We start from the raw sequence: 19,091 nt of genomic DNA on the forward strand, positions 1-19,091 counted from the left end.
GCCCGGTGCGCGGCTGCGACTTCTTCTTCGATACGTTACCGCCGCGTACGGGCCGCTTTGCCTTCATCGCTACTCTCCCCCAACTCGTTGCAGTGCGCGCAGCCGAACCGGGGCGCTTCGTGGATTACGTTCGATCTCGTCAGCCCCTGCGCGTTCCGCACCGCGGGTCAGCGCGGTGAATTCTGGCCCCAGACCGGGCAGTTCGACCGGCAGGCCCGGTGGCGTGCGGGATGCGGTCGCCGCGGCGAAGGCACCCTTGACGATCCGGTCCTCCAGCGACTGATAGGCCATTACGACGATCCGGCCGCCGGGACGCAACGCAGCCAGAGCAGCCGGCACCGCATCACGCAGCGAATCCAACTCGGCATTGACCGCGATGCGCAGTGCCTGGAATGTGCGTTTGGCCGGGTGCCCGCCGGTGCGGCGCGCGGGTGCCGGGATCGCCTGGTAGAGCAACTCGACCAGCTCACCGGTCGTCGAGAACGGCACATCGGCGCGGCGGCGGACGATGTAGCGCGCGATCCGGCTGGCGAAGCGCTCCTCACCGAACTCGCGGAGTAGCCGGGTCAGCGATTTCTCGTCGAAGCTGTTGAGGATCTCCGCCGCGGTCAGGTCCGCTTCTGAGTCCATCCGCATGTCCAACGGGGCGTCCGTCGAGTAGGAGAAGCCACGTTCGGGACGGTCGAGTTGCATCGACGACACCCCGAGATCGAGCAGAATCGCGTCGACCTGCCCTGCGGGAACGCCACTTTCGGCCAGCGCTTCTGCGATGCCGTCGTAGCGGGTGCGAACGAGTGTGACGCGGTCACCGAACGGAGCCAGACGCTCACCGGCGATCCGCAACGCGTCGGGGTCGCGGTCCAGGCCGATCAGGCGCAAGCCCTCGAACCGGGTGAGGAAACGCTGGGCGTGGCCACCGGCGCCGAGGGTGCCGTCAACGAGGATTGCCCCCGTCCCGTCGGGGTCGCGGTGGGTCAGCGCCGGGGCGAGCAGCTCGACGCACCGGTCGAGCAGCACCGGGACATGTGGCTCGTCATCCACCATTGCAGCACCCCGAGGGATTGTGGCGGCCCCTGCAGTGAGGTCCCTGCCCGAGTGCGCGGACCTGACGTCGGGGAAGTACGTCAGGGCCGGTTCGGGCAGAGGCCACACTGCACGGGCCTGCGGGCCAGTGGCCAGATCAAAGAATGTCGCCGAGTGCTTCATCGCTGGCCGCGGAGAAGTTCTCTTCGTGTAGCTCCTGGTAGTCGTTCCACGCCTGGGCGTCCCAGATCTCGAGGAAGCCGATCGACCCCGTCACCACACAGTCCTTGGTGAGGTTCGCGTAGCGGCGATGCTCCGCCGACAGCGTGATGCGTCCTTGAGCGTCCGGATACTGCTCGTCGGTGCTGGCCGCCAAGTTGCGAAGGTAGGCGCGGGCCTGCGGGTTGCCCCGTTTGGCCTTGGCCGAGATGTCGGCGACCATCTCCTCGAACTCCGCCCGCGGATGAACAGCCAGGCTGTGATCTTGGCTCTTGGTGACCATCAACCCTCCTGCCAGCGCTTCACGGAATTTGGCGGGCAATGTGAGTCGCCCTTTGTCATCGAGCTTTGGCGTGTAGGTGCCGAAGAACATCTCGCCACCTCGCTCGCGTCTCGCCCCACGGAACCCCGGTCGCTCCGTTGTCCGCCACTTTACCCCACAATCCCCCACTTTGCTCCAAATAATGGGTGGCGTTTCGTGTGCACCACCACCCGCCAGGCCCAATGCGCATGTAGGAGGAGGAGCTCCCACCCACGGAATGGCCTCACCGGCACACAAAATGCCAGTTCAGCACCAGCTGAACCGGCAGGACACGCCCCGTGGGGCGCAGTGGGGCAAAAAAGAGGGGCAGCCCTTGCGGACTGCCCCTGCTACCGGAAACCGGCTACTCGTCGAAACGCTTGCGGAAGCGATCTTCCATGCGGCTGGTGAACGAGCCGCCGCCACCCTTGGTGCGCTTCTGCCGCGGGGCCGCAGTGTCGGCGGGCGCTTCCCCTTTTCCACCGCCCCTGGGCCCGGTGATCGCGTACACCACCGCACCGAACATGACGATGAAGCCGATGACGGACAGGATGGGGAAACTGCCGATCATGGTGGCCTTGAACGCCACACCGGAGATCAGCATCGCCAGCCCCAGCACGAACAGGGCAGCGCCCTGTAGCCGTCGCCGGGTCGACGGTGCTCGCAGAGTTCCACCACGAACGCTGGACGCGAACTTGGGGTCCTCGGCGTAGAGCGCGCTCTCGATCTGGTCGAGCATGCGCTGCTCGTGTTCGGAGAGTGGCATTCGTCCCTCCCTCTTGCCGTGGGGCGTCACAGTCGTTCAAAGTCGGAGTGTGCCCGCGTGTACGTGCACTTAACAGTAATGATACGAGGTCAATCTGAGCGGGACCACCTTGTTCGACGCACGATTCTATGACGAACATCGCCAAGTGGATCGGGCGCCTCTCGTACTCGACGCCCACCCGACACTCCACACCCCGTTCCGACGGATAATGGGCGGCGGCCACAACGGACCACCGGGAGGAACAGATCCTTGGCGACGTCTCTGATCGAACTGTCGCCAAGCGATATGGCGCACCGGCTCAGCGATGCGCTGGCGGTGTACGTCGACGCCATGCGGTACCCGCGCGGAACCGAGGATCAGCGTGCGTCGATGTGGCTCGAGCACACCCGCCGCCGCGGCTGGAAAGCCGTCGCCGCGCTCGACTGCACGGACGGAAACGGCGAGACGTCGATGGCCACGGCCCCGCTGCTCGGCGTCGCCTACGGCTACTGCGGCGCCCCCGATCAGTGGTGGCAGCAGCAGGTGGTGGCCGGTCTCCGGCGCAGCGGTGCAGGTCAGGAACGTATCGCGGACCTGATGAACAACTATTTCGAACTGACCGAACTGCACATCCTCCCGAGCGCGCAGGGCCGCGGGCTGGGTGAAGCGCTGGCGCGGCGACTGCTCGGCGACCGCGGCGAACAGCACGTCCTGCTGTCCACCCCCGAGATCAACGGGGAGTCGAACCGGGCGTGGCGGCTGTACCGGCGCCTCGGCTTCACCGACATCATCCGCGGCTACCACTTCGCGGGCGATCCCCGGGCGTTCGCGATCCTGGGTCGATCCCTCCCGTTGTAGTTGAGCCGTCTGGCACGATGACCTGGTGCAGACCCGTCACCGCACCCGCAAGCGCCTCTTCGCACTGGTGTTGCTGCTGTTGGTGGTGGCGCCATCGCTGATCGGCTGCGTGCGGATCAGGACGTCGCTGACCGTCTCGACCGACGATCGGGTATCGGGTCAGATCGTCGCCGCGGCAATCCCCCGCGACGCCGACGACAAGGGTCCGCAGCTGCTCAACAGCCTGCCGTTCGCGCAGAAAGTCGCCGTCTCCGAGTACAGCCGCGACGACTACGTGGGCACCCAGGCGGTGTTCTCCGACCTCACCTTCGCCGAACTGCCCCAACTGGCGAGCATGAACCGGGACGCGGCCGGCGTCGACATCTCGTTGCGGCGCGCCGGCGACCTGGTCATCCTCGAAGGCCGCGCGGACCTGACCTCGCTCAGCGACCCCGAGGCCGACGTATCGCTGAGCGTCTCTTTTCCGGGTGAGGTGACCTCGACCAACGGCGATCAGATCTCCACCGAGATCGTCGAGTGGACACTCCGGCCGGGAGTGGTCAGCACCATGAACGCCCAGGCGCGCTACACCGATCCCAGCGCACGGTCGTTCGCCGGCGCAGCGATCTGGCTGGGGGTGGGATCGTTCCTGGTCGCAGGCATCATCGGCGCACTCGCCTACACGAGCCGGGATCGCTCGCCGCGACTCGGTGAAACGCAGGATCAGCCGCGGTAGTCGCGCAGGCTCTACTCTGAGACACTCGGGGGCCATGGTGGGACGGACGTTCGACGAAGTAGAAAGGGGCTCCCGCTGAGCGTGGATGCAGCGGCACCGTCGGCCGTCGAGCTGGCTGCGGCCGTCAACGAACAGCTGCGGGACTATCTCCGCGAGCGCCGCCGCGATGCCGCGTACATCGGAGCGGACTACGCGGTGCTGACCGAAGCCGTCGAAGAATTTGTCCTTCGCGGCGGAAAACGCCTTCGCCCGGCCTTCGCCTACTGGGGCTGGCGCGCGGTTGCGGGCACCGAGCCGGGCCCCGAGGTGCTCAAGCTGTTCTCGGCGCTCGAACTGCTTCACGCGTGTGCGCTCGTGCACGACGATGTCATCGACGCCTCCGCCACCAGGCGCGGGCTGCCGACCGTGCACCGGATCTTCAGCGAACGGCACCGCAGCAACAACTGGCAGGGCTCACCCGAGCAGTTCGGCCTGTCCTCGGCGATACTCCTGGGCGATCTGGCACTGGTCTGGGCCGACGACATCATCGCCTCGGCCACGATCGACGCCGACGCCCACCGACGGGTGCAACGAGTGTGGGCGGCCATCCGGACCGAGGTTCTCGGCGGGCAGTACCTCGACATCGTCGCCGAGTCCAGCGCCGCGGAGACGGTCGCATCGGCCCTGACCGTCAACATCTACAAGACAGCTTCCTACACGATCTCGCGGCCGCTGCAGCTCGGCGCCGCCGCCGCCGCCGACTGCCCGGAGATCCTCGAGGCCTTCCACGAACTGGGCACGGGCCTGGGAGTGGCGTTCCAGCTGCGCGACGACGTCCTGGGGGTGTTCGGGGACCCCGCTGTGACCGGCAAACCCTCCGGCGATGACCTGCGATCCGGTAAACGCACCGTGCTGCTGGCCGAGGCCATCGAGCTCGCCGAGAAGCACGACCCGGACGGGGCCGGGCTCCTTCGCACCTCGGTCGGCACCGATCTGACCGATGCACAGGTCAAGGACCTCTGCCAGGTGATCGAGTCGGTGGGCGCGCTCGCCGCGGTCGAGGGCAGGATCGACACGCTGACCCGCCGGGCGCTCGACATACTCGACGCCGCACCGGTCGATCTCCAGGCCAAGGCGGGACTTGCCGAACTCGCCAGATTGGCCGCGAACCGGACCGCCTAGGAGCATGACGACGCCAGCGCCGGCCCAGGTCCCGAGAATCGGCCTGTCAGAACGTTTTTCGCAACGCGTGCTATCGCAGTTCGCCCTGTTCAGGGACTTCACCCTGTCACCGGACGCCCGACCCGCCCTGGTGGGAGCGCTCGGCGCGACGCTGATCACCGTCGGCGGACTCGGTGCGGGCAGCACCCGTCTGCACGATCCGCTGCTCGAGTCGATGCACATGTCCTGGCTGCGGTTCGGACACGGACTCGTGCTGTCGTCGCTGTTGCTGTGGGGCGGCGTGGCGCTGATGCTGGTGGCCTGGCTGTGGTTGGGGCGGCGGGTGATCGACCGCACCGCCACCGAATACACGATGGTCGCCACCACCGGCTTCTGGCTGACCCCGCTGCTGCTGAGCGTTCCGGTGTTCAGCCGCGACACCTATTCGTATCTGGCTCAGGGCGCATTGCTGCGCGACGGGTTCGATCCGTACGTCGTCGGGCCGATCGACAATCCGAACTCGTTGCTGGACAACGTGAGTCCGATCTGGACGACAACCACCGCGCCATACGGACCGGCGTTCATCCTGATCGCGAAGTTCGTCACGATGCTGGTCGGCAACGACGTCGTCGCCGGGACGATGCTGCTGCGACTGTGCATGCTCCCCGGCCTGGCGCTGCTGATCTGGGCAGCCCCCAAGGTGGCCCGCCACGTCGGCGCGAACGGAGCGGCCGCGCTGTGGATCTGCGTGTTGAACCCGCTGGTGCTCATCCACCTGATGGGCGGCGTGCACAACGAGATGCTGATGGTCGGCTTGATGATGGCCGGCATCGCCCTGTGCTTCCGCGGCCACCCGGTATCGGGCATCGCCCTGATCGCGGTCGCGGTCGCGGTGAAAGCGACGGCCGGTCTGGCCCTTCCGTTCATGGTGTGGGTGTGGGCCCGAAGACTGCGGGATCGCCGAGGCCACTCATCGGTCAAGGCCTTCGCACTGGCCACGGCCGGATCGACACTGATCTTCGTCGCGGTGTTCGCGATCTTGTCCCTGGCGGCCGGCGTCGGCCTGGGCTGGCTCACCGCCCTCGCCGGATCGGTCAAGATCATCAACTGGCTCACGGTGCCCACCGCGACGGCGAACCTGATCAACGCAGTCGTCGGCCTGTTCGTACCGGTGAGCTTCTATGCGGTGCTCGAGACCACCCGCATCATCGGAATCCTCACCATCGCGATCTCAGCACCGTTGCTGTGGTGGCGGTTTCGGCGCACCGACCGGGACGCGCTGATGGGGATCGCGCTGCTGATGGGGGTGGTGGTGCTCTTCGTCCCCGCCGCACTGCCCTGGTACTACACCTGGCCGCTCGCGGTGGTCGCCGCACTCGCACAGTCGCGGCGGGCGATTGCGCTGATCGCCGCTCTGTCGACGTGGATCATGGTGATCTGGAACCCCGACGGGGCACACGGAATGTACTCGTGGGTGCGCGTGCTGATGGCTCTGGCGTGTGCCGCAGGAGCGTGGTACTGGCTCGCCAGAACTGACCCGACCGAGATGGACGTCAGTAGGCCATCGCCTGAGCGCGACGAACCACCTCACGGGCCTGATGCGAACGCAGCGCATCCACCGGGCGGGCATTAGCGTGCCGCTCGGTGGACCCGTCGCGGGTGATCGTCAGCGACGGATCCGGGGTGAAGAGCCACCGGACGATCTCGGTGTCCTCGTACCCACCGTCGTGGAGAACGACCAGTAGTCCGGGCAGGCTCTTGACCACCTGCCCGGACTCGTCGAAGAACACCTCGGGTATCACAACGGTGCCGGCCCGGCGAACCGCGAGAAGGTGTCGGTCTCGTAATTGCTGATGCACCTTCGTCACCGGAACACCGAGCAGACCCGCCACTGTGGGCAGGTCGTACACGGACTCGTCGGGGTCAAGGACGTCATCGGCAGTCGGAATGCTGCTCACCGCAGTGAGTCTAGTTCCACCGGACGGGTCCGACGGCCGATGGGACCACGGCTCGTAACATGTGTGCGATGGAGACCAGCCAGCACTCGGACCCGCTCACGGGTGCCGTGCTGGACGGCCGGTACCGGGTGGACACCTTGATCGCCACCGGCGGCATGTCCGGGGTGTACCGCGGACTGGATCTGCGATTGGACCGCCCGGTGGCACTGAAGATCATGGACTCCCGCTACGCCGGCGACCAACACTTCCTGACCCGCTTCCAGCGTGAAGCGCGGGCGGTGGCACGACTGAAGGATCCCGGGCTGGTCGCGGTGTACGACCAGGGCATCGATGGTCGGCATCCGTTTCTGGTGATGGAGCTGATCGAGGGAGGCACGCTGCGGGAGTTGCTCCTCGAACGCGGCCCGATGCCCCCGCATGCCGTGGCCGCGGTGCTGCGGCCGGTGCTCGGCGGCCTGGCCGTGGCGCACGAAGCGGGGCTGGTGCATCGGGACATCAAGCCCGAGAACGTTCTGATCAGTGATGCCGGCGAGGTCAAGATCGCCGACTTCGGACTGGTTCGCGCGGTCGCCGAAGCCAAGATCACCTCGACCAGTGTGATTCTGGGCACCGCGGCGTACCTCTCACCCGAACAGGTGAGCACCGGCGACACCGACTCGCGCGGCGACGTGTACTCGGTCGGAGTCCTGGTCTACGAGCTACTGACCGGCGTCACGCCGTTCACCGGTGACACGACGTTGGCGGTGGCATACCAGCGAATGGACCACGACGTCGCACCGCCGAGCTCCGTGATCGGCGGCGTGCCAAGGCAGTTCGACGAATTCGTGAGCCGTGCGACCGCGCGAGATCCGTCACAGCGGTTCGCCGACGCCGCCGAGATGCTCGACCAGCTCGAGGTGATCGCGCGGGAACTCGGGCTGCCGCATTTCCGGGTCCCGGCCCCGCGCAACTCCGCGGCGCACGACTCCGCGATGGCGCTCGTGGATTCCCACAGTTCCGCCGACACCACCGAACACCTCGGCAAGCCGCGCGACGCCGCACCCGTGACCCGCCAGACCCGGGCGTTCACCCGCGACGAGCTGCCGGTCGACGAGCTCGACCCCGATGACGAATACCAGCCCCCCGCAGAGCGATTCGCCGGCATCGAGCTGGCGGAGTTCGACTGGGCGCGGCAGCGGGCCAGACGGGCGCTGTTCTTCTGGGTGGTCGCGGTGATCACGGTGGCCGGCCTTGCCGCCGCGGGGGCGTGGACGGTCGGCACCAACTTGAGCGTGCTGCTGTAGCTCAGTCGCGCAGCATCTCCGCGACCAGGAACGCCAGCTCCAACGACTGCTGGGTGTTCAGCCGCGGATCGCAGGCCGTCTCGTAGCGGCCTGCCAGGTCGGTGTCCGAGATGTCCTGCGCGCCGCCGAGACATTCGGTGACGTTCTCGCCGGTGATCTCGACGTGGATGCCGCCGGGGTGGGTGCCCAGCGCGTGGTGCACCTCGAAGAACCCCTGGACTTCGTCGACGATGCGATCGAAGTGCCGGGTCTTGTATCCGGTGGAGGACTCATGGGTGTTGCCGTGCATCGGGTCGCACTGCCAGATGACCTGATGCCCGGAGGCCTGGACCTTCTCGATGATGGGCGGCAGCACGTCGCGCACCTTGCCGTTACCCATCCGGCTGACCAGCGTGAGCCGGCCGGGCACGTGGTGGGGGTCGAGTCGCTCCACGTACTCGACCGCCAGCTCCGGCGACGTCGTCGGGCCGATCTTCACCCCGATCGGGTTGGCGATCACCTCGGCGAACGCGACATGCGCGCCATCGAGTTGACGGGTGCGCTCACCGATCCACACGTAGTGCGCCGACAGGTCGTAGAGCTTCGGGCTGGGATCTTCTGCGTCCGCATCCGGAACGTCCATCCTCAGCATCGCGCGCTCGTAGTCGAGGACCAGCGCCTCGTGGCTGGCGTAGATCTCGGCGGTCTGCAGGTTCCGGTCGTCAACACCACACGCGCTCATGAAGCGCAGCCCGCGATCGATCTCCCCGGCCAGCGCCTCGTACCGAGCCCCCGCCGGCGACGTCCTGACGAACTCCCGGTTCCAGTCGTGGACCTTCTGCAGCGACGCCATCCCCGACGACGTCAGCGCCCGCACCAGGTTCATGGCGGCACTGGCGTTGGCGTAGGCGCGGACCAGACGGGACGCGTCGTGATCGCGCACCGACGCGTCGGGCGCGAAACCGTTGATCATGTCGCCGCGGTAGGACTTCAGGCCCAGCGCATCGATGTCGGCCGACCGCGGCTTGGCGTACTGGCCGGCGATCCGCGCCACCTTGACCACGGGCATGCTGGCGCCGTAGGTCAGCACCACCGCCATCTGCAGCAGCGTGCGGATGTTGGCGCGGATGTGGGGTTCGGTGTTGTCGACGAACGTCTCGGCGCAGTCGCCGCCCTGCAGCAGGAACGCCTTACCCTGCGCGACGTCGGCGAGCTGCGACTTGAGCCGCTCGATCTCCGACGGCACGGTGACAGGCGGAACGCTCTCCAGCACCGTCCGCATCGCCTTCGCCTGATCAGCGGGCCAACCCGGCTGCTGCAGAGCCGGCCGGGCAAGCGCCGCGTCCAGCCGTTGCCGCAGATCCTCGGGCAGCGGCGGAAGATCCGGCAGCTGGTCGATGGGTACGTCGACGGTCCAGTTCACCCGTCCATGGTAACGGCCACACGCGAGTGGTTTTCACCCGCGCAAGGGCGCCTCCCCCGTCGTCATCAGGCGGAATCGATGCAGGTTGTGCTTCGCGTCGACGAGGGCGTCGTGGGCATCGCGGGGCCGCGGGGGCATTCGGGGGCTTCCGCGCTCCTCCCAGAACTGACGCAACTCGCGAGTGAAGCGTGGTATCGCCGGCGGTAGATCGGTCATCGGACCCCACAGTTGACAGAGGACGACGTGGTCGTAGGCCCCCACCCACGCCCACAGCTCGATCGATTCGTCCCCGTCGATTCCGAAGAAGTCCTCGAGGTCGGCTCTGATCTGTCGGCGTGAGCGCCACAGCTGCGAGGCCGGCGACGGCAGTTTGGGCAGCACATGCTTACGCACCCAGCTGCCCGCCCGCTCGGGATTGAATTCTGTTGAGATCGCATAGTATTCACGGCCGTCCTCGGCGGCCACACCGATCGAGATCAACTCGATGGTGTAGCCGTTGTCGATGAACTCCGTGTCGTAGAAGTACCGCACAGTTATCTGACTTCCTGCGTGACGGGGTCGCGGTCGGGGGGCGCGGGGGCGGCGTGGATCTCCCGGTCGAGCTGTTCGTCGACCTTGGCATCGTCGGGGAACTTCGGCATCCCGGCGATGGCATCCTGCAGCCAGAGCTTCGCCTGGACGACCGGCCGACGCAGCCAGCGTTCACGCTCGAGCGCCCGGTGCATCTTGCGCGGACGATTCGTGTACCGCCAGCGCGCCCACGGTGCGTGGGGTCGCGACAGCCTGACCGCGCCCACCACCAGCAGTGGGGTGATGAACATGCCCACCAGGCCGGTCCACACCTTGCCCTTGAGCAGCACGATCACCGCGAGTCCCAACGTCAGCAACGCAGCGGCGACCACGATGGCGCGCGCCACGACGGACTGGTCACTGCGCCAGATGTCGACGTCGAAGAACGACAGCGGGCTGAAGCCCAGGATCAGCAGTCCGGCCACCGCGACAGCGACGAACACCGCATCCACCGATGTCCGCCCGTCCTCGGCCCAGTAGACGTCGGACAGATGCAGGATCAGTGCGAACTCATCCAGCACCAGCGCGGCACCGACGCCGAAAAAGATTGACGCTGCGGTGAACTCGGGCACTCCCCCGTCGACCGCCAGGGTCACCATGGTGACTCCGGAGACCAGCACCAACACCACGCCGATGACCACATGGTGGATGTGCATGCCCCCGGCGGCAGAGATGTTGCGCGGCTGCCACCACTTGCGGGGGGCGTCGCTGCCGGCCTGGCTGCGGATGTACCGCACGATCGTGCGGGTCACGAAGAAGGTCAGGATGAACGCGACCAGGCAGCACACCAGCGGCAGCCGCGAATGCGGGATCGACAAACCCACGTCCAGATCGAAGGTTGGGCGCACCGGAGAAAACTTACGCCGACCTGCGCGTGTCCACGCCGGGATACCCGCCGACTCGCCGGTGGGCACCGATAGTCTGGTCTGCGACATGAGGACTTGGCAGTCGCCCACAGGGGCTGGTTGGGGACCGACGCTCACCTGGCGGCTGTTTCAGCTGATGACCGCAGTGGCGTTGGCGTGGGCGGCGTGGCGACTGCTCGGGGACAACCCCTACCGGATCGATGTCGACGTGTACCGCATGGGCGGACAGGCCTGGCTCGATGGCCGGCCGCTCTACGCAGACGGAGCGATGTTCCAGACCCAGGGTGACCTCGAACTGCCGTTCACCTATCCCCCGCTGGCGGCGGCGCTGTTCTCGCCCTTCGCGTTGTTGACCCTCAACGGCGCGAGCGTAGCCATCACGGCGATCACACTGCTCCTGCTGCTGGTGTCCACGGTCATCCTGCTCACCCGCCTCGACGTGTGGCCCACCACCCGCATCACCGGCGAGTCGGCCCTGGTCAGGCGGTGTTGGCTGGCCGCGGCGATCGTCGCACCCGCGGTGATCTACCTGGAACCGATCCGCTCGAACTTCGACTTCGGTCAGATCAACGTGGTGCTGATGACTCTGGTCATCGCCGACTGCGTGCCGCGCAGAACGCCGTGGCCGAGGGGTTTGCTGCTCGGGGTCGCGATCGCGCTGAAGCTCACACCGGCGGTCTTCCTGCTGTACTTCGTGCTTCGCCGCGACACCAGGGCCCTGCTGGTCACCGGGGCGTCACTGATCGCCGCGACGCTGATCGGTGTCGCGCTCGCGTGGCGGGACTCGTGGGAGTACTGGACCTCGACCGTGCGCAACACCGACCGCATCGGCAACGCGACGCTGAACACCAACCAGAACATCACCGGCGCGCTGGCTCGACTCGGTCTGGGCGAAGGCGAGCGGTTCGTCTTGTGGACGGTGGCCTGCTTCGCAGTACTCGGCCTGACGGTCTGGGCCGCCCGCCGGGCGTTGCGGGCCGCCCAACCGGTGCTGGCCCTGATCTGCGTCGCGATGTTCGGGCTGGTGGTGTCGCCGGTGTCGTGGTCGCACCATTGGGTCTGGGCGCTGCCCGCAGTCCTGGTCACCGCGGTGCTGGCGATCCGGCTGCGTCACGTCGCGCTCGGGATCGTCGCCGCGGCCGGAATCGCCCTGATGGTGTGGAACCCGATCACCTTGCTGCCGGCACATCGCGAGACCGCGGCCGCACTGTGGCGCCAGCTCGCCGGGGGGTCCTATCTCTGGTGGGCGCTTGTGGTGATCATCGTGGCGGGAACCGTGTCCGCCAGGAGAGCCGGCCAGGACACCCCGACCGTTGATGTGTCGACGGCACCCGCTGAGAAGGCCACACACCCGCTGTGAAGGTCAGCCCGCGGCAGCTTCGGGGAGCCGCGTCGGCGGTTTCAGGGCTCCCTCAGCTTTTCCCTCTTTGACGTCCGCGGCGTAGAGGTCGACGTACTCCTGACCCGACATCTGCATCAGCTCGTACATGACCTCGTCGATCACCGCCCGTTCGATGAAGCGGTTTCCCGCCAGCCCCTCGAACCGGCTGAAGTCCATCGGCTTGCCGAACTTGACCTGGACCCGGCCGAACCGCCACATCTTGCTGCCGGGGGGATTGACGGCGTCGGTGCCGATCATCGCGACCGGGATGACCGGGACCTGCGACTGCAGGGCCAGCCGGGCGAGCCCGGTTTTTCCCTTGTAGAGCCTGCCGTCCGGCGAACGGGTGCCCTCGGGGTACATCCCCAGCACCTTGCCCTCACCGAGGATCCGTTCCGCGGTGGTCAGCGCGCCCTGGGCGGCGTCGGCGTCGGACCGGTCGATCGGCACCTGGCCGGCGGAGGTGTAGAACCACCGGGTCATCCGACCCTTGAGGCCGGTGCCGGTGAAGTACTCGGCCTTGGCCAGGTAGGTGATTCGCCGGTTCACCACCAGACACTTGTAGAAACTGTCGGCGACGGCCAGGTGGTTACTCGCCAGGATCACTGCCCCGGACGGCGGAACATTCTCCAGCCCTTCGACTTTCGGACGTCCGAGCAGACTCAGCAACGGCCCCATGAAGACGAATTTGAACAGCCAATACCACATGGACCCTCCGCATCACCTGACCGCGCTGCGGTCAGTCTGGCCAACCGCTGGCACGGTGCACTGGGACAACCTTACCCACGCCGTGTGTGTGGGACCACAGCTGCGCTCACTCCTCGACGATCACGGTGATGTGCTGATAACGCCCCGGGTCCGACGACGTGGTCGGCCGCGGCGGCGTCGGGTCGTCCGGCGACGGACCATCGGGCTCCGGCGGCGGCCTATCGGCGCCGTCGAGGTCGTCCAACATCGCCTTGACCAGCGCCAGCAGTCCGACGCTGTGCTCGGCGACCACGCTGAGCAGCGGATGCTGCTCACCGGAGATCAGCGCTGCCAGTGCGCACACCGGGCACCACACCTGCTCGCATTTGCCGGGCCCGCCGGCCTGCGCCCGGGCCGCGGCAAGGCGTATCGCGGGGTCGAGTCGGTCCAGGATCGACTGCGCGAGTTGCCGCAGTTCGGGAGCCACGCTCGAATGTCCTCGACCAGCGGCTCCGGCCTCGGAGTGGAACTCGCTCAAGCCGGCCACACCTCCGGGTTCGGACGAAAACGCACTGTCAGCTCGCTGCCGCGGAGCGCGGCATCGGAGACGATGCATCGCCGCAGCACCGACGCCAGCCGTACCCGGCGCCGCATCCCGCCGACGCCGATGATCAGGTCGTCGTCGACCCTACCCAACGACAACGCCGACGAATCCACCTGCGGCAACTCCACGCGCAATCGGTACACCGCGTCCAACCCGCTGCCCGACTCCCGATCGACGACGGGCCGCAACGGACCCGGCGGTGGTGCACCGTCGCGTCTGCGCGCACCGTCGAGCAGTTCGCCGAGCGCCTTGGCCCCGATGGGTTCGCCCGCCAGGTGGGGCACCATCACCAGTTGGACGTCGCCGATCACGCGGTCGAGATCGCCGAGTACCGCACGCTGCTCGGAGATCCGTTCCGAATACCAGTCGAACGCCGGGTGCTCGGGCAGGTTGCGGTACTCGAACGAATCGTCCTCGATCAACATCTGATTGACGATGAGCTCGCCGACCTGAATTCCCATCAGCGCCAGCGACCCCAGCGTGCGCACCGCCTCGGCGGCGACGACCCGCTCCGCCGTCATCACCAGGTGCGCGGTGACCAGTGATCCGTCGGTGAGCATGGCGCTCAGCCGGTCGGTGCCCGCGCCGATCCGCTCGAGCAGTCCGATCACCGCGACCGAGCGCGGATCGTCGGCGCCGGACAACCGGCGGTGTCGGGGCCAGGCCCGCTCCAGGTAGAGAGCGAATGTCGCCGGCAACGTCAGCATCCGCATCGCGTCAGCGGTTGATGCACAGTCGACCACCACGAGATCCCATTGCCCGGAGTCGGCGAGTTCGCCGACCTCGTGCAGGCCGAGCACTTCCTGCACACCGGGGAGCGCCGAAAGCTCCTCTGGCGCAATGTCTCCGATGTCGGACTCGGAGAATCTCTCTGACAGCGGGCCGGCGATCTCGCGCCACCGATCCGCCAGCAGCGCCAGCGTGTCGAGCGCAAGAGCGTCCAGATACCCTCCCCCCGACGCCGAGGTGTCGAGGTCGGCCAGCACACGGGTGGGCTCACGCCGACCCGTGGGAGTGACGGTGGCACCCAGGACGTCGCCCGTGGAGTGTGCCTGGTCGGTGGACACGATCAGGACCCGCAACCCGGCGCGCGCTGCGCGCACTGCCGTGGCCGTGGCCAGCGTCGACTTACCCACGCCGCCCTTGCCGACGAACAGGCTGATCCGGGACCGCCCGGGCGGCCGCGCCGCGTCCGCGGCCTGCCTGCTCTCAGTCAGACTCGGCTCGTTTCTTCAGGTCCTTCAGTGCGGTATCCGTCAGACGCCGTTCAGCCTTCCTCTTGAGAAGGCCGATCATCGGGATGACCAGGTCCACCGACAGTTCGTAGGTCACGTCAGTGCCAGATCCCTTGGGTTTCAGCCGATATGCACCGTCGAGAGACTTGAGTAGCGTGCTCGACACCAGCGACCACGTCACCGAGTTCCGGTCGGCGGGCCACTCGTAGGCCAGCACCATCGCATCCTTGAGCACCGACGCATCCAGCACCAACCGGGCCACCTTCGGATAGCCGGCCTCGTCGGCCTCGAGTACTTCGGCCTCCTTGTATTCGGCGACCCAGTCCGGGTACGAGCCGATGTCGGCGATGACGTCCATCACCGTCGAAGGATCGGCATCGATGTAGATGGTCTGCGCCGTCTTGTCCGCCACTTAGATCATTCCCTGCTCGGTCTGGTCACTGGCCAAAAATCTACTCTCCCCCGTTGGGTATGGCCCCCGTACTCGGGATTGAGAACCGAACCGGGGCCGCTGGGTCAGACCAGTCGCGACACTCCCACCGGACGCCCGGCTTCCAACGTCCGTTTCACCTCGAACGCCATGTCCTTACCGGCCACCCGGCGCCGGTGGTTCATCGCGGCGAGGTTCATCTTCGCCAGTTGCCAGGCGGCGACCCCGGACGGTTCGGCGTGCAGGAAGTAGTGCAGGATCACCCCCTCGGGACCGGTGGACACCTTCTCCAGCCAGATCTCCATGGTCCCCGTCAGCGCCCCGGTCACCGTCCAGCGCTGCCCGACCTCGCCGCGGTCCTCGACCACCGTCAGGTGCAGATCCGGCCACCATCGCCGCCAGCTCGCCGGATTCGCGACAGCGTTTCCGACAGCGACCGCGTCAGCCGCGATGAAGGTCTCGTCGGCGATCTGGAAGCTGTTCATGACAGACAAGCTTCACATATGTCTGGGGCATCGGCCCCGGGGCGGCCGACACTGACGACTACGCTGGACACGGCTCACGTGTTTGTCGAGCCGCCTGAGAATCACGAGAGGGCCTCCACAGTGCGCGAGTTCACCGTCCCGGCATCATTCACCGTCAACGAGTACGACAGCATCGCCAGCTCTGTCTACTCCCACGAGCGTGACAACCCCGACCACGTGATCCTCCAGCGCCTGGTCGACGGCACCTGGGTGGATGTGACATGCAGTCAGGCCGCTGGCGAAATTCGTTCAGTGGCAAAGGGTTTGATCGCCGACGGGGTTCAGCCGGGTGATCGGGTCGCGATTCTGTCCGCGACGCGCTACGAATGGCCGATCCTGGACTTCGCCATCCTGTCGATCGGTGCCGTCACCGTGCCGATCTATGAGACCAGCTCGGCCGAGCAGGTTCAGTTCGTGCTGTCCGATTCCGGCGCGGTCGCAGCGTTCGCGGAGACCGACGACCACGCCGGCCGGATCGAGGCGCAGCGGGAGTCGCTGCCGCAGCTGCGCAAGGTCTACCGCATCGAGGGGTCGGGTGAGGCTGCCGTCGATGAGCTGACCGAGGCGGGCCGGACGGTCGACGCCGCAGCCGTCGAGGAACGGCTGGCGGGTACCAGGTCCAGCGACCCGGCCACCCTGATCTACACGTCCGGCACGACCGGGCGGCCCAAGGGCTGCCAGTTGACCCATTCCAATCTGCTCTACGAGATCCGCGGCGCCAAGGAGTGTTTCCCCGAGCACCTGGCCAAGGGCGAGAAGCTCCTTGTGTTCCTGCCTCTGGCGCACGTCCTCGCCCGTGCGCTGACCATCGGCGCGTTCGCCAACGGGGTGACCCTCGGATTCACCAGCGACATCAAGAACCTGGTGCCGATGCTGGCGGTGTTCAAGCCGACGTTGGTGGTGTCAGTGCCGCGGGTGTTCGAGAAGGTGTACAACACCGCCGAACTCAATGCCGAGAACGGCGGCAAGGGCAAGATCTTCGCCGCAGCGGCCGACACGGCGATCGAATGGAGCAAGGCTCAGGAGACCGGCGGGGCAGGGCTTGTTCTCAAGCTCAAGCACGCGGTGTTCGACAAGCTCGTCTACGGCAAGCTGCGAGCCGCACTCGGCGGCGAGTGCCACGCAGCGATCTCCGGCGGCGCTCCGCTGGGCGCCCGCCTGGGCCACTTCTATCGCGGTGTGGGGTTGAGCATCTACGAGGGCTACGGCCTGACGGAGACCAGCGCGGCGATCACGGTGAACCGGGTGGGCGACCTACGGGTCGGTTCGGTCGGCAAGTTGTTGCCCGGCAACAGCATGAAGCTGGGTGAGGACGGGGAGCTGCTGGTCAAGGGCGGAGTGGTGTTCAGCGGCTACTGGGGCAACGAGACGGAGACCGACGCGGTGTTCTCCGGCGACTGGTTCCATACCGGTGACCTGGGTGCGATCGACGACAACGGCTTCCTGACCATCGTCGGCCGCAAGAAGGAGATCATCGTGACCGCGGGCGGCAAGAACGTCGCACCCGCGCTGCTCGAGGATCGGCTGCGGGCCCATCCGCTGATCAGTCAGGCGATGGCGGTTGGCGACGCTCAGCCGTTCATCGCTGCGCTGATCACCATCGACCCGGAGGCCTTTCCCGGGTGGAAGGAACGCAACGGCAAGGACGGCGGCGCCACGGTCGCCGACCTGGCCACCGATCCCGATCTGCGCTCAGAGGTCGAGCTCGCTGTCAAGGAGGCCAATCAGGCCGTGTCCAAGGCCGAACAGATCCGCAAGTTCCGCATCCTGCCGGTCGATTTCACCGAAGACACCGGGGAGCTGACACCGACGCTGAAGGTCAAGCGCAAGATCGTCGCCGAGAAGTTCGCGGCCGACATCGATGCGCTGTACGCCAAGGAAGGCTAGAGCAGTCGGGCCAGCTTCTCGGCCTGCATGTGCCACTGCCAGTTCTCGACGACCCATCGACGACCTGCCGCACCCATCGAGGCCGCACGGCGCGGGTCGGCCAGCAGGTCACCGACCGCCGTGGTGATGGCACCGACGTCCCAGCCGTCCACGACCACGCCCGTCTCCCCGTCGAGCACCGTCTCCGGCGCACCGCCCGAACGCCCCGCCACCACGGGCACCCCGGAAGCCGACGCCTCCAGATAGACGATGCCGAGACCCTCGACGTCGAGGCCGGCGCCGCGGGTCCGGCACGGCATCGCGAACACATCCGCCATGGCGTGATGAGCGGGCAACTCGTCGCCCGGTACGCCGCCGGTGAACACCACGTGTTCGGCGACACCGAAGGTCTGGGCAAGGCGGTGCAGTGAGGTGCGGTACGGGCCACCACCAACGATCACCAGCGCGGTGCCGGGCACCCGTTCCCGGATCGCCGGCAGTGCCCGGATCAACATGTCCTGCCCCTTGCGCGGCACCAGTCGGGACAGGCACAGCACCACCGGGCGGCCGCCGAGTCGGTAGCGGGCCCGCAGTTCGGCCCGCGCGACCTCGTCAGGGGTGAACCGTTCGGTGTCCACTCCGGGCGGGACCCGCTCCAGTGCCGCCCGCGGGCCGAAGGCCGAGGCGAACCGGCGGCGGGTGTAGGAGCTGATGTAGGTCACCACGTCGGTGTCGTCACCGATGCGGCGCAGTACCGATCGGGCGAGCGGCAGCATCGACCACCCGACTTCGTGTCCGTGTGTGCTTGCGATGATGCGCTGCGCTCCCGCGGCGCGTGCCAGCGGACTCATCACTGCCAGGGGCGCGGCCGCACCGAACCACACCGTGTCCACGTTGCGTGTCGTGATGAGCCGGCGCATCCGCAGCGCCACGGTCGGCTCGGGCAGCATCAGGGTGCCGGGATGACGCACGACCTCGTATCCCGTCGCGGCGTCCCTGTCGTAGTCCTCGGCGCCCTTCCACTTCGGCGCGTACACGGTGAGGGTGTGTCCGCCGGACGCACCGGATCCGGTCAGGTGGGTCACGAGCGCTTCGAGGTAGGACTGGATGCCGCCCCGACGAGGGGGAAAGTCGTTGGTGACCAACAGGACCCGGCTCAACTGTTGCCCCACTGCCGCCAGCCTGAGAGCACCGTCGGCAGCTCGACGCCGAGTGCGTCACGGACGGCGGTCTCGATGTCGGGATGGCCGTGCCCACAGGCCGCGAGATACAACGCCCGCAGTC

General features: G+C 67.3%; 20 protein-coding genes. 7 read left to right on the forward strand and 13 right to left on the reverse strand.

Annotation, left to right across the window (positions count from 1 at the left end; translation table 11 throughout):
* Positions 1-69: 69 nt before the first annotated feature.
* The 3 genes from rsmH to WA965_RS12465 all read right to left on the reverse strand — a co-directional run bounded on the left by rsmH (position 70) and on the right by WA965_RS12465 (position 2,309).
* The gene (gene rsmH / locus WA965_RS12455; RefSeq protein WP_526294457.1) at positions 70-1,206 is read right to left on the reverse strand and encodes a 16S rRNA (cytosine(1402)-N(4))-methyltransferase RsmH; all 1,137 of its coding nucleotides are present in this window, start codon (positions 1,204-1,206) and stop codon (positions 70-72) included.
* Complete coding sequence (locus WA965_RS12460; protein WP_526294456.1) at positions 1,181-1,615, reverse strand: division/cell wall cluster transcriptional repressor MraZ; 435 nt, start codon at positions 1,613-1,615, stop codon at positions 1,181-1,183. The genes rsmH and WA965_RS12460 overlap by 26 nt, the downstream gene beginning before the upstream one ends.
* 292 nt (positions 1,616-1,907) lie before the next feature.
* Positions 1,908-2,309, reverse strand: coding sequence for an SCO2097 family morphological protein (locus WA965_RS12465; RefSeq protein WP_178360057.1), 402 nt, complete (start codon positions 2,307-2,309; stop codon positions 1,908-1,910).
* A 249-nt stretch (positions 2,310-2,558) separates the two neighbouring features.
* Here WA965_RS12465 and WA965_RS12470 point away from each other — a divergent pair, with 249 nt between their 5' ends.
* The 4 genes from WA965_RS12470 to WA965_RS12485 all read left to right on the forward strand — a co-directional run bounded on the left by WA965_RS12470 (position 2,559) and on the right by WA965_RS12485 (position 6,634).
* Complete coding sequence (locus tag WA965_RS12470; RefSeq protein ID WP_526294455.1) at positions 2,559-3,146, forward strand: GNAT family N-acetyltransferase; 588 nt, start codon at positions 2,559-2,561, stop codon at positions 3,144-3,146.
* Between the two features lie 25 nt (positions 3,147-3,171).
* Complete coding sequence (locus tag WA965_RS12475) at positions 3,172-3,861, forward strand: LppM family (lipo)protein (protein WP_526294454.1); 690 nt, start codon at positions 3,172-3,174, stop codon at positions 3,859-3,861.
* Positions 3,862-3,942: 81 nt separating this feature from the next.
* Positions 3,943-5,022: a bifunctional (2E,6E)-farnesyl/geranyl diphosphate synthase gene (idsA2, locus tag WA965_RS12480; protein ID WP_526294453.1), complete on the forward strand. Its 1,080-nt coding sequence runs from the start codon at positions 3,943-3,945 to the stop codon at positions 5,020-5,022.
* 4 nt (positions 5,023-5,026) lie between these two features.
* On the forward strand, positions 5,027-6,634 hold the full coding sequence (locus tag WA965_RS12485) for an alpha-(1->6)-mannopyranosyltransferase A (protein WP_526294452.1): 1,608 nt from the start codon (positions 5,027-5,029) through the stop codon (positions 6,632-6,634).
* On the opposite strand, the gene WA965_RS12490 is transcribed toward WA965_RS12485, so the two are convergent.
* Positions 6,555-6,959 carry an Rv2175c family DNA-binding protein gene (locus WA965_RS12490; RefSeq protein ID WP_526294451.1) on the reverse strand — a complete coding sequence of 135 codons (405 nt, stop codon included), beginning with the start codon at positions 6,957-6,959 and terminating at the stop codon, positions 6,555-6,557. The two genes, WA965_RS12485 and WA965_RS12490, sit on opposite strands and share 80 nt — an antisense overlap.
* 59 nt (positions 6,960-7,018) lie before the next feature.
* Here WA965_RS12490 and WA965_RS12495 point away from each other — a divergent pair, with 59 nt between their 5' ends.
* The gene (locus WA965_RS12495; protein WP_526294450.1) at positions 7,019-8,242 is read left to right on the forward strand and encodes a protein kinase domain-containing protein; all 1,224 of its coding nucleotides are present in this window, start codon (positions 7,019-7,021) and stop codon (positions 8,240-8,242) included.
* A 1-nt stretch (position 8,243) separates the two neighbouring features.
* Here WA965_RS12495 and WA965_RS12500 read toward each other — a convergent pair whose 3' ends face one another.
* The 3 genes from WA965_RS12500 to WA965_RS12510 are packed head-to-tail and all read right to left on the reverse strand — an operon-like array spanning position 8,244 to position 11,062.
* Positions 8,244-9,644, reverse strand: coding sequence for a class II 3-deoxy-7-phosphoheptulonate synthase (locus tag WA965_RS12500; RefSeq protein ID WP_526294449.1), 1,401 nt, complete (start codon positions 9,642-9,644; stop codon positions 8,244-8,246).
* 33 nt (positions 9,645-9,677) lie between these two features.
* A complete protein-coding gene (locus WA965_RS12505) occupies positions 9,678-10,175 on the reverse strand; it encodes a polyadenylate-specific 3'-exoribonuclease AS (RefSeq protein WP_526294448.1) in 498 nt (165 codons plus the stop codon).
* Positions 10,176-10,177: 2 nt separating this feature from the next.
* Positions 10,178-11,062: a hypothetical protein gene (locus WA965_RS12510; RefSeq protein ID WP_526294447.1), complete on the reverse strand. Its 885-nt coding sequence runs from the start codon at positions 11,060-11,062 to the stop codon at positions 10,178-10,180.
* A gap of 85 nt (positions 11,063-11,147) precedes the next feature.
* On the opposite strand from WA965_RS12510, the gene WA965_RS12515 reads away from it, so the two are divergent.
* A complete protein-coding gene (locus WA965_RS12515) occupies positions 11,148-12,440 on the forward strand; it encodes a glycosyltransferase 87 family protein (RefSeq protein WP_526294446.1) in 1,293 nt (430 codons plus the stop codon).
* A 3-nt stretch (positions 12,441-12,443) separates the two neighbouring features.
* On the opposite strand, the gene WA965_RS12520 is transcribed toward WA965_RS12515, so the two are convergent.
* From WA965_RS12520 to WA965_RS12540, 5 genes are all read right to left on the reverse strand, one after another.
* Positions 12,444-13,169 (reverse strand): lysophospholipid acyltransferase family protein, encoded by a 726-nt coding sequence (locus WA965_RS12520; protein WP_526294445.1) that lies wholly within the window; start codon positions 13,167-13,169, stop codon positions 12,444-12,446.
* A gap of 106 nt (positions 13,170-13,275) precedes the next feature.
* The gene (locus WA965_RS12525) at positions 13,276-13,635 is read right to left on the reverse strand and encodes a hypothetical protein (RefSeq protein WP_526294444.1); all 360 of its coding nucleotides are present in this window, start codon (positions 13,633-13,635) and stop codon (positions 13,276-13,278) included.
* A 47-nt stretch (positions 13,636-13,682) separates the two neighbouring features.
* Entirely contained in the window at positions 13,683-14,969 is a 1,287-nt protein-coding gene (locus WA965_RS12530) for an ArsA family ATPase (protein WP_526447575.1), read from the reverse strand.
* Positions 14,962-15,399, reverse strand: a complete 438-nt coding sequence (locus WA965_RS12535) for an SRPBCC family protein (protein WP_526296973.1) — start codon at positions 15,397-15,399, stop codon at positions 14,962-14,964. The genes WA965_RS12530 and WA965_RS12535 overlap by 8 nt, the downstream gene beginning before the upstream one ends.
* Before the next feature lie 104 nt (positions 15,400-15,503).
* Positions 15,504-15,902, reverse strand: a complete 399-nt coding sequence (locus tag WA965_RS12540) for a polyketide cyclase / dehydrase and lipid transport (protein WP_526296975.1) — start codon at positions 15,900-15,902, stop codon at positions 15,504-15,506.
* A gap of 120 nt (positions 15,903-16,022) precedes the next feature.
* Between WA965_RS12540 and WA965_RS12545 the strand changes: the two genes are divergently transcribed.
* Positions 16,023-17,828 carry an AMP-dependent synthetase/ligase gene (locus WA965_RS12545; protein ID WP_526296977.1) on the forward strand — a complete coding sequence of 602 codons (1,806 nt, stop codon included), beginning with the start codon at positions 16,023-16,025 and terminating at the stop codon, positions 17,826-17,828.
* Here WA965_RS12545 and WA965_RS12550 read toward each other — a convergent pair.
* A complete protein-coding gene (locus WA965_RS12550) occupies positions 17,825-18,967 on the reverse strand; it encodes a glycosyltransferase family 4 protein (protein ID WP_526296979.1) in 1,143 nt (380 codons plus the stop codon). The genes WA965_RS12545 and WA965_RS12550 overlap by 4 nt on opposite strands.
* Between the last annotated feature and the right edge of the window lie 124 nt (positions 18,968-19,091).

Source organism: Mycobacterium sp. (assembly GCF_049683935.1).
GTDB lineage: Bacteria > Actinomycetota > Actinomycetes > Mycobacteriales > Mycobacteriaceae > Mycobacterium.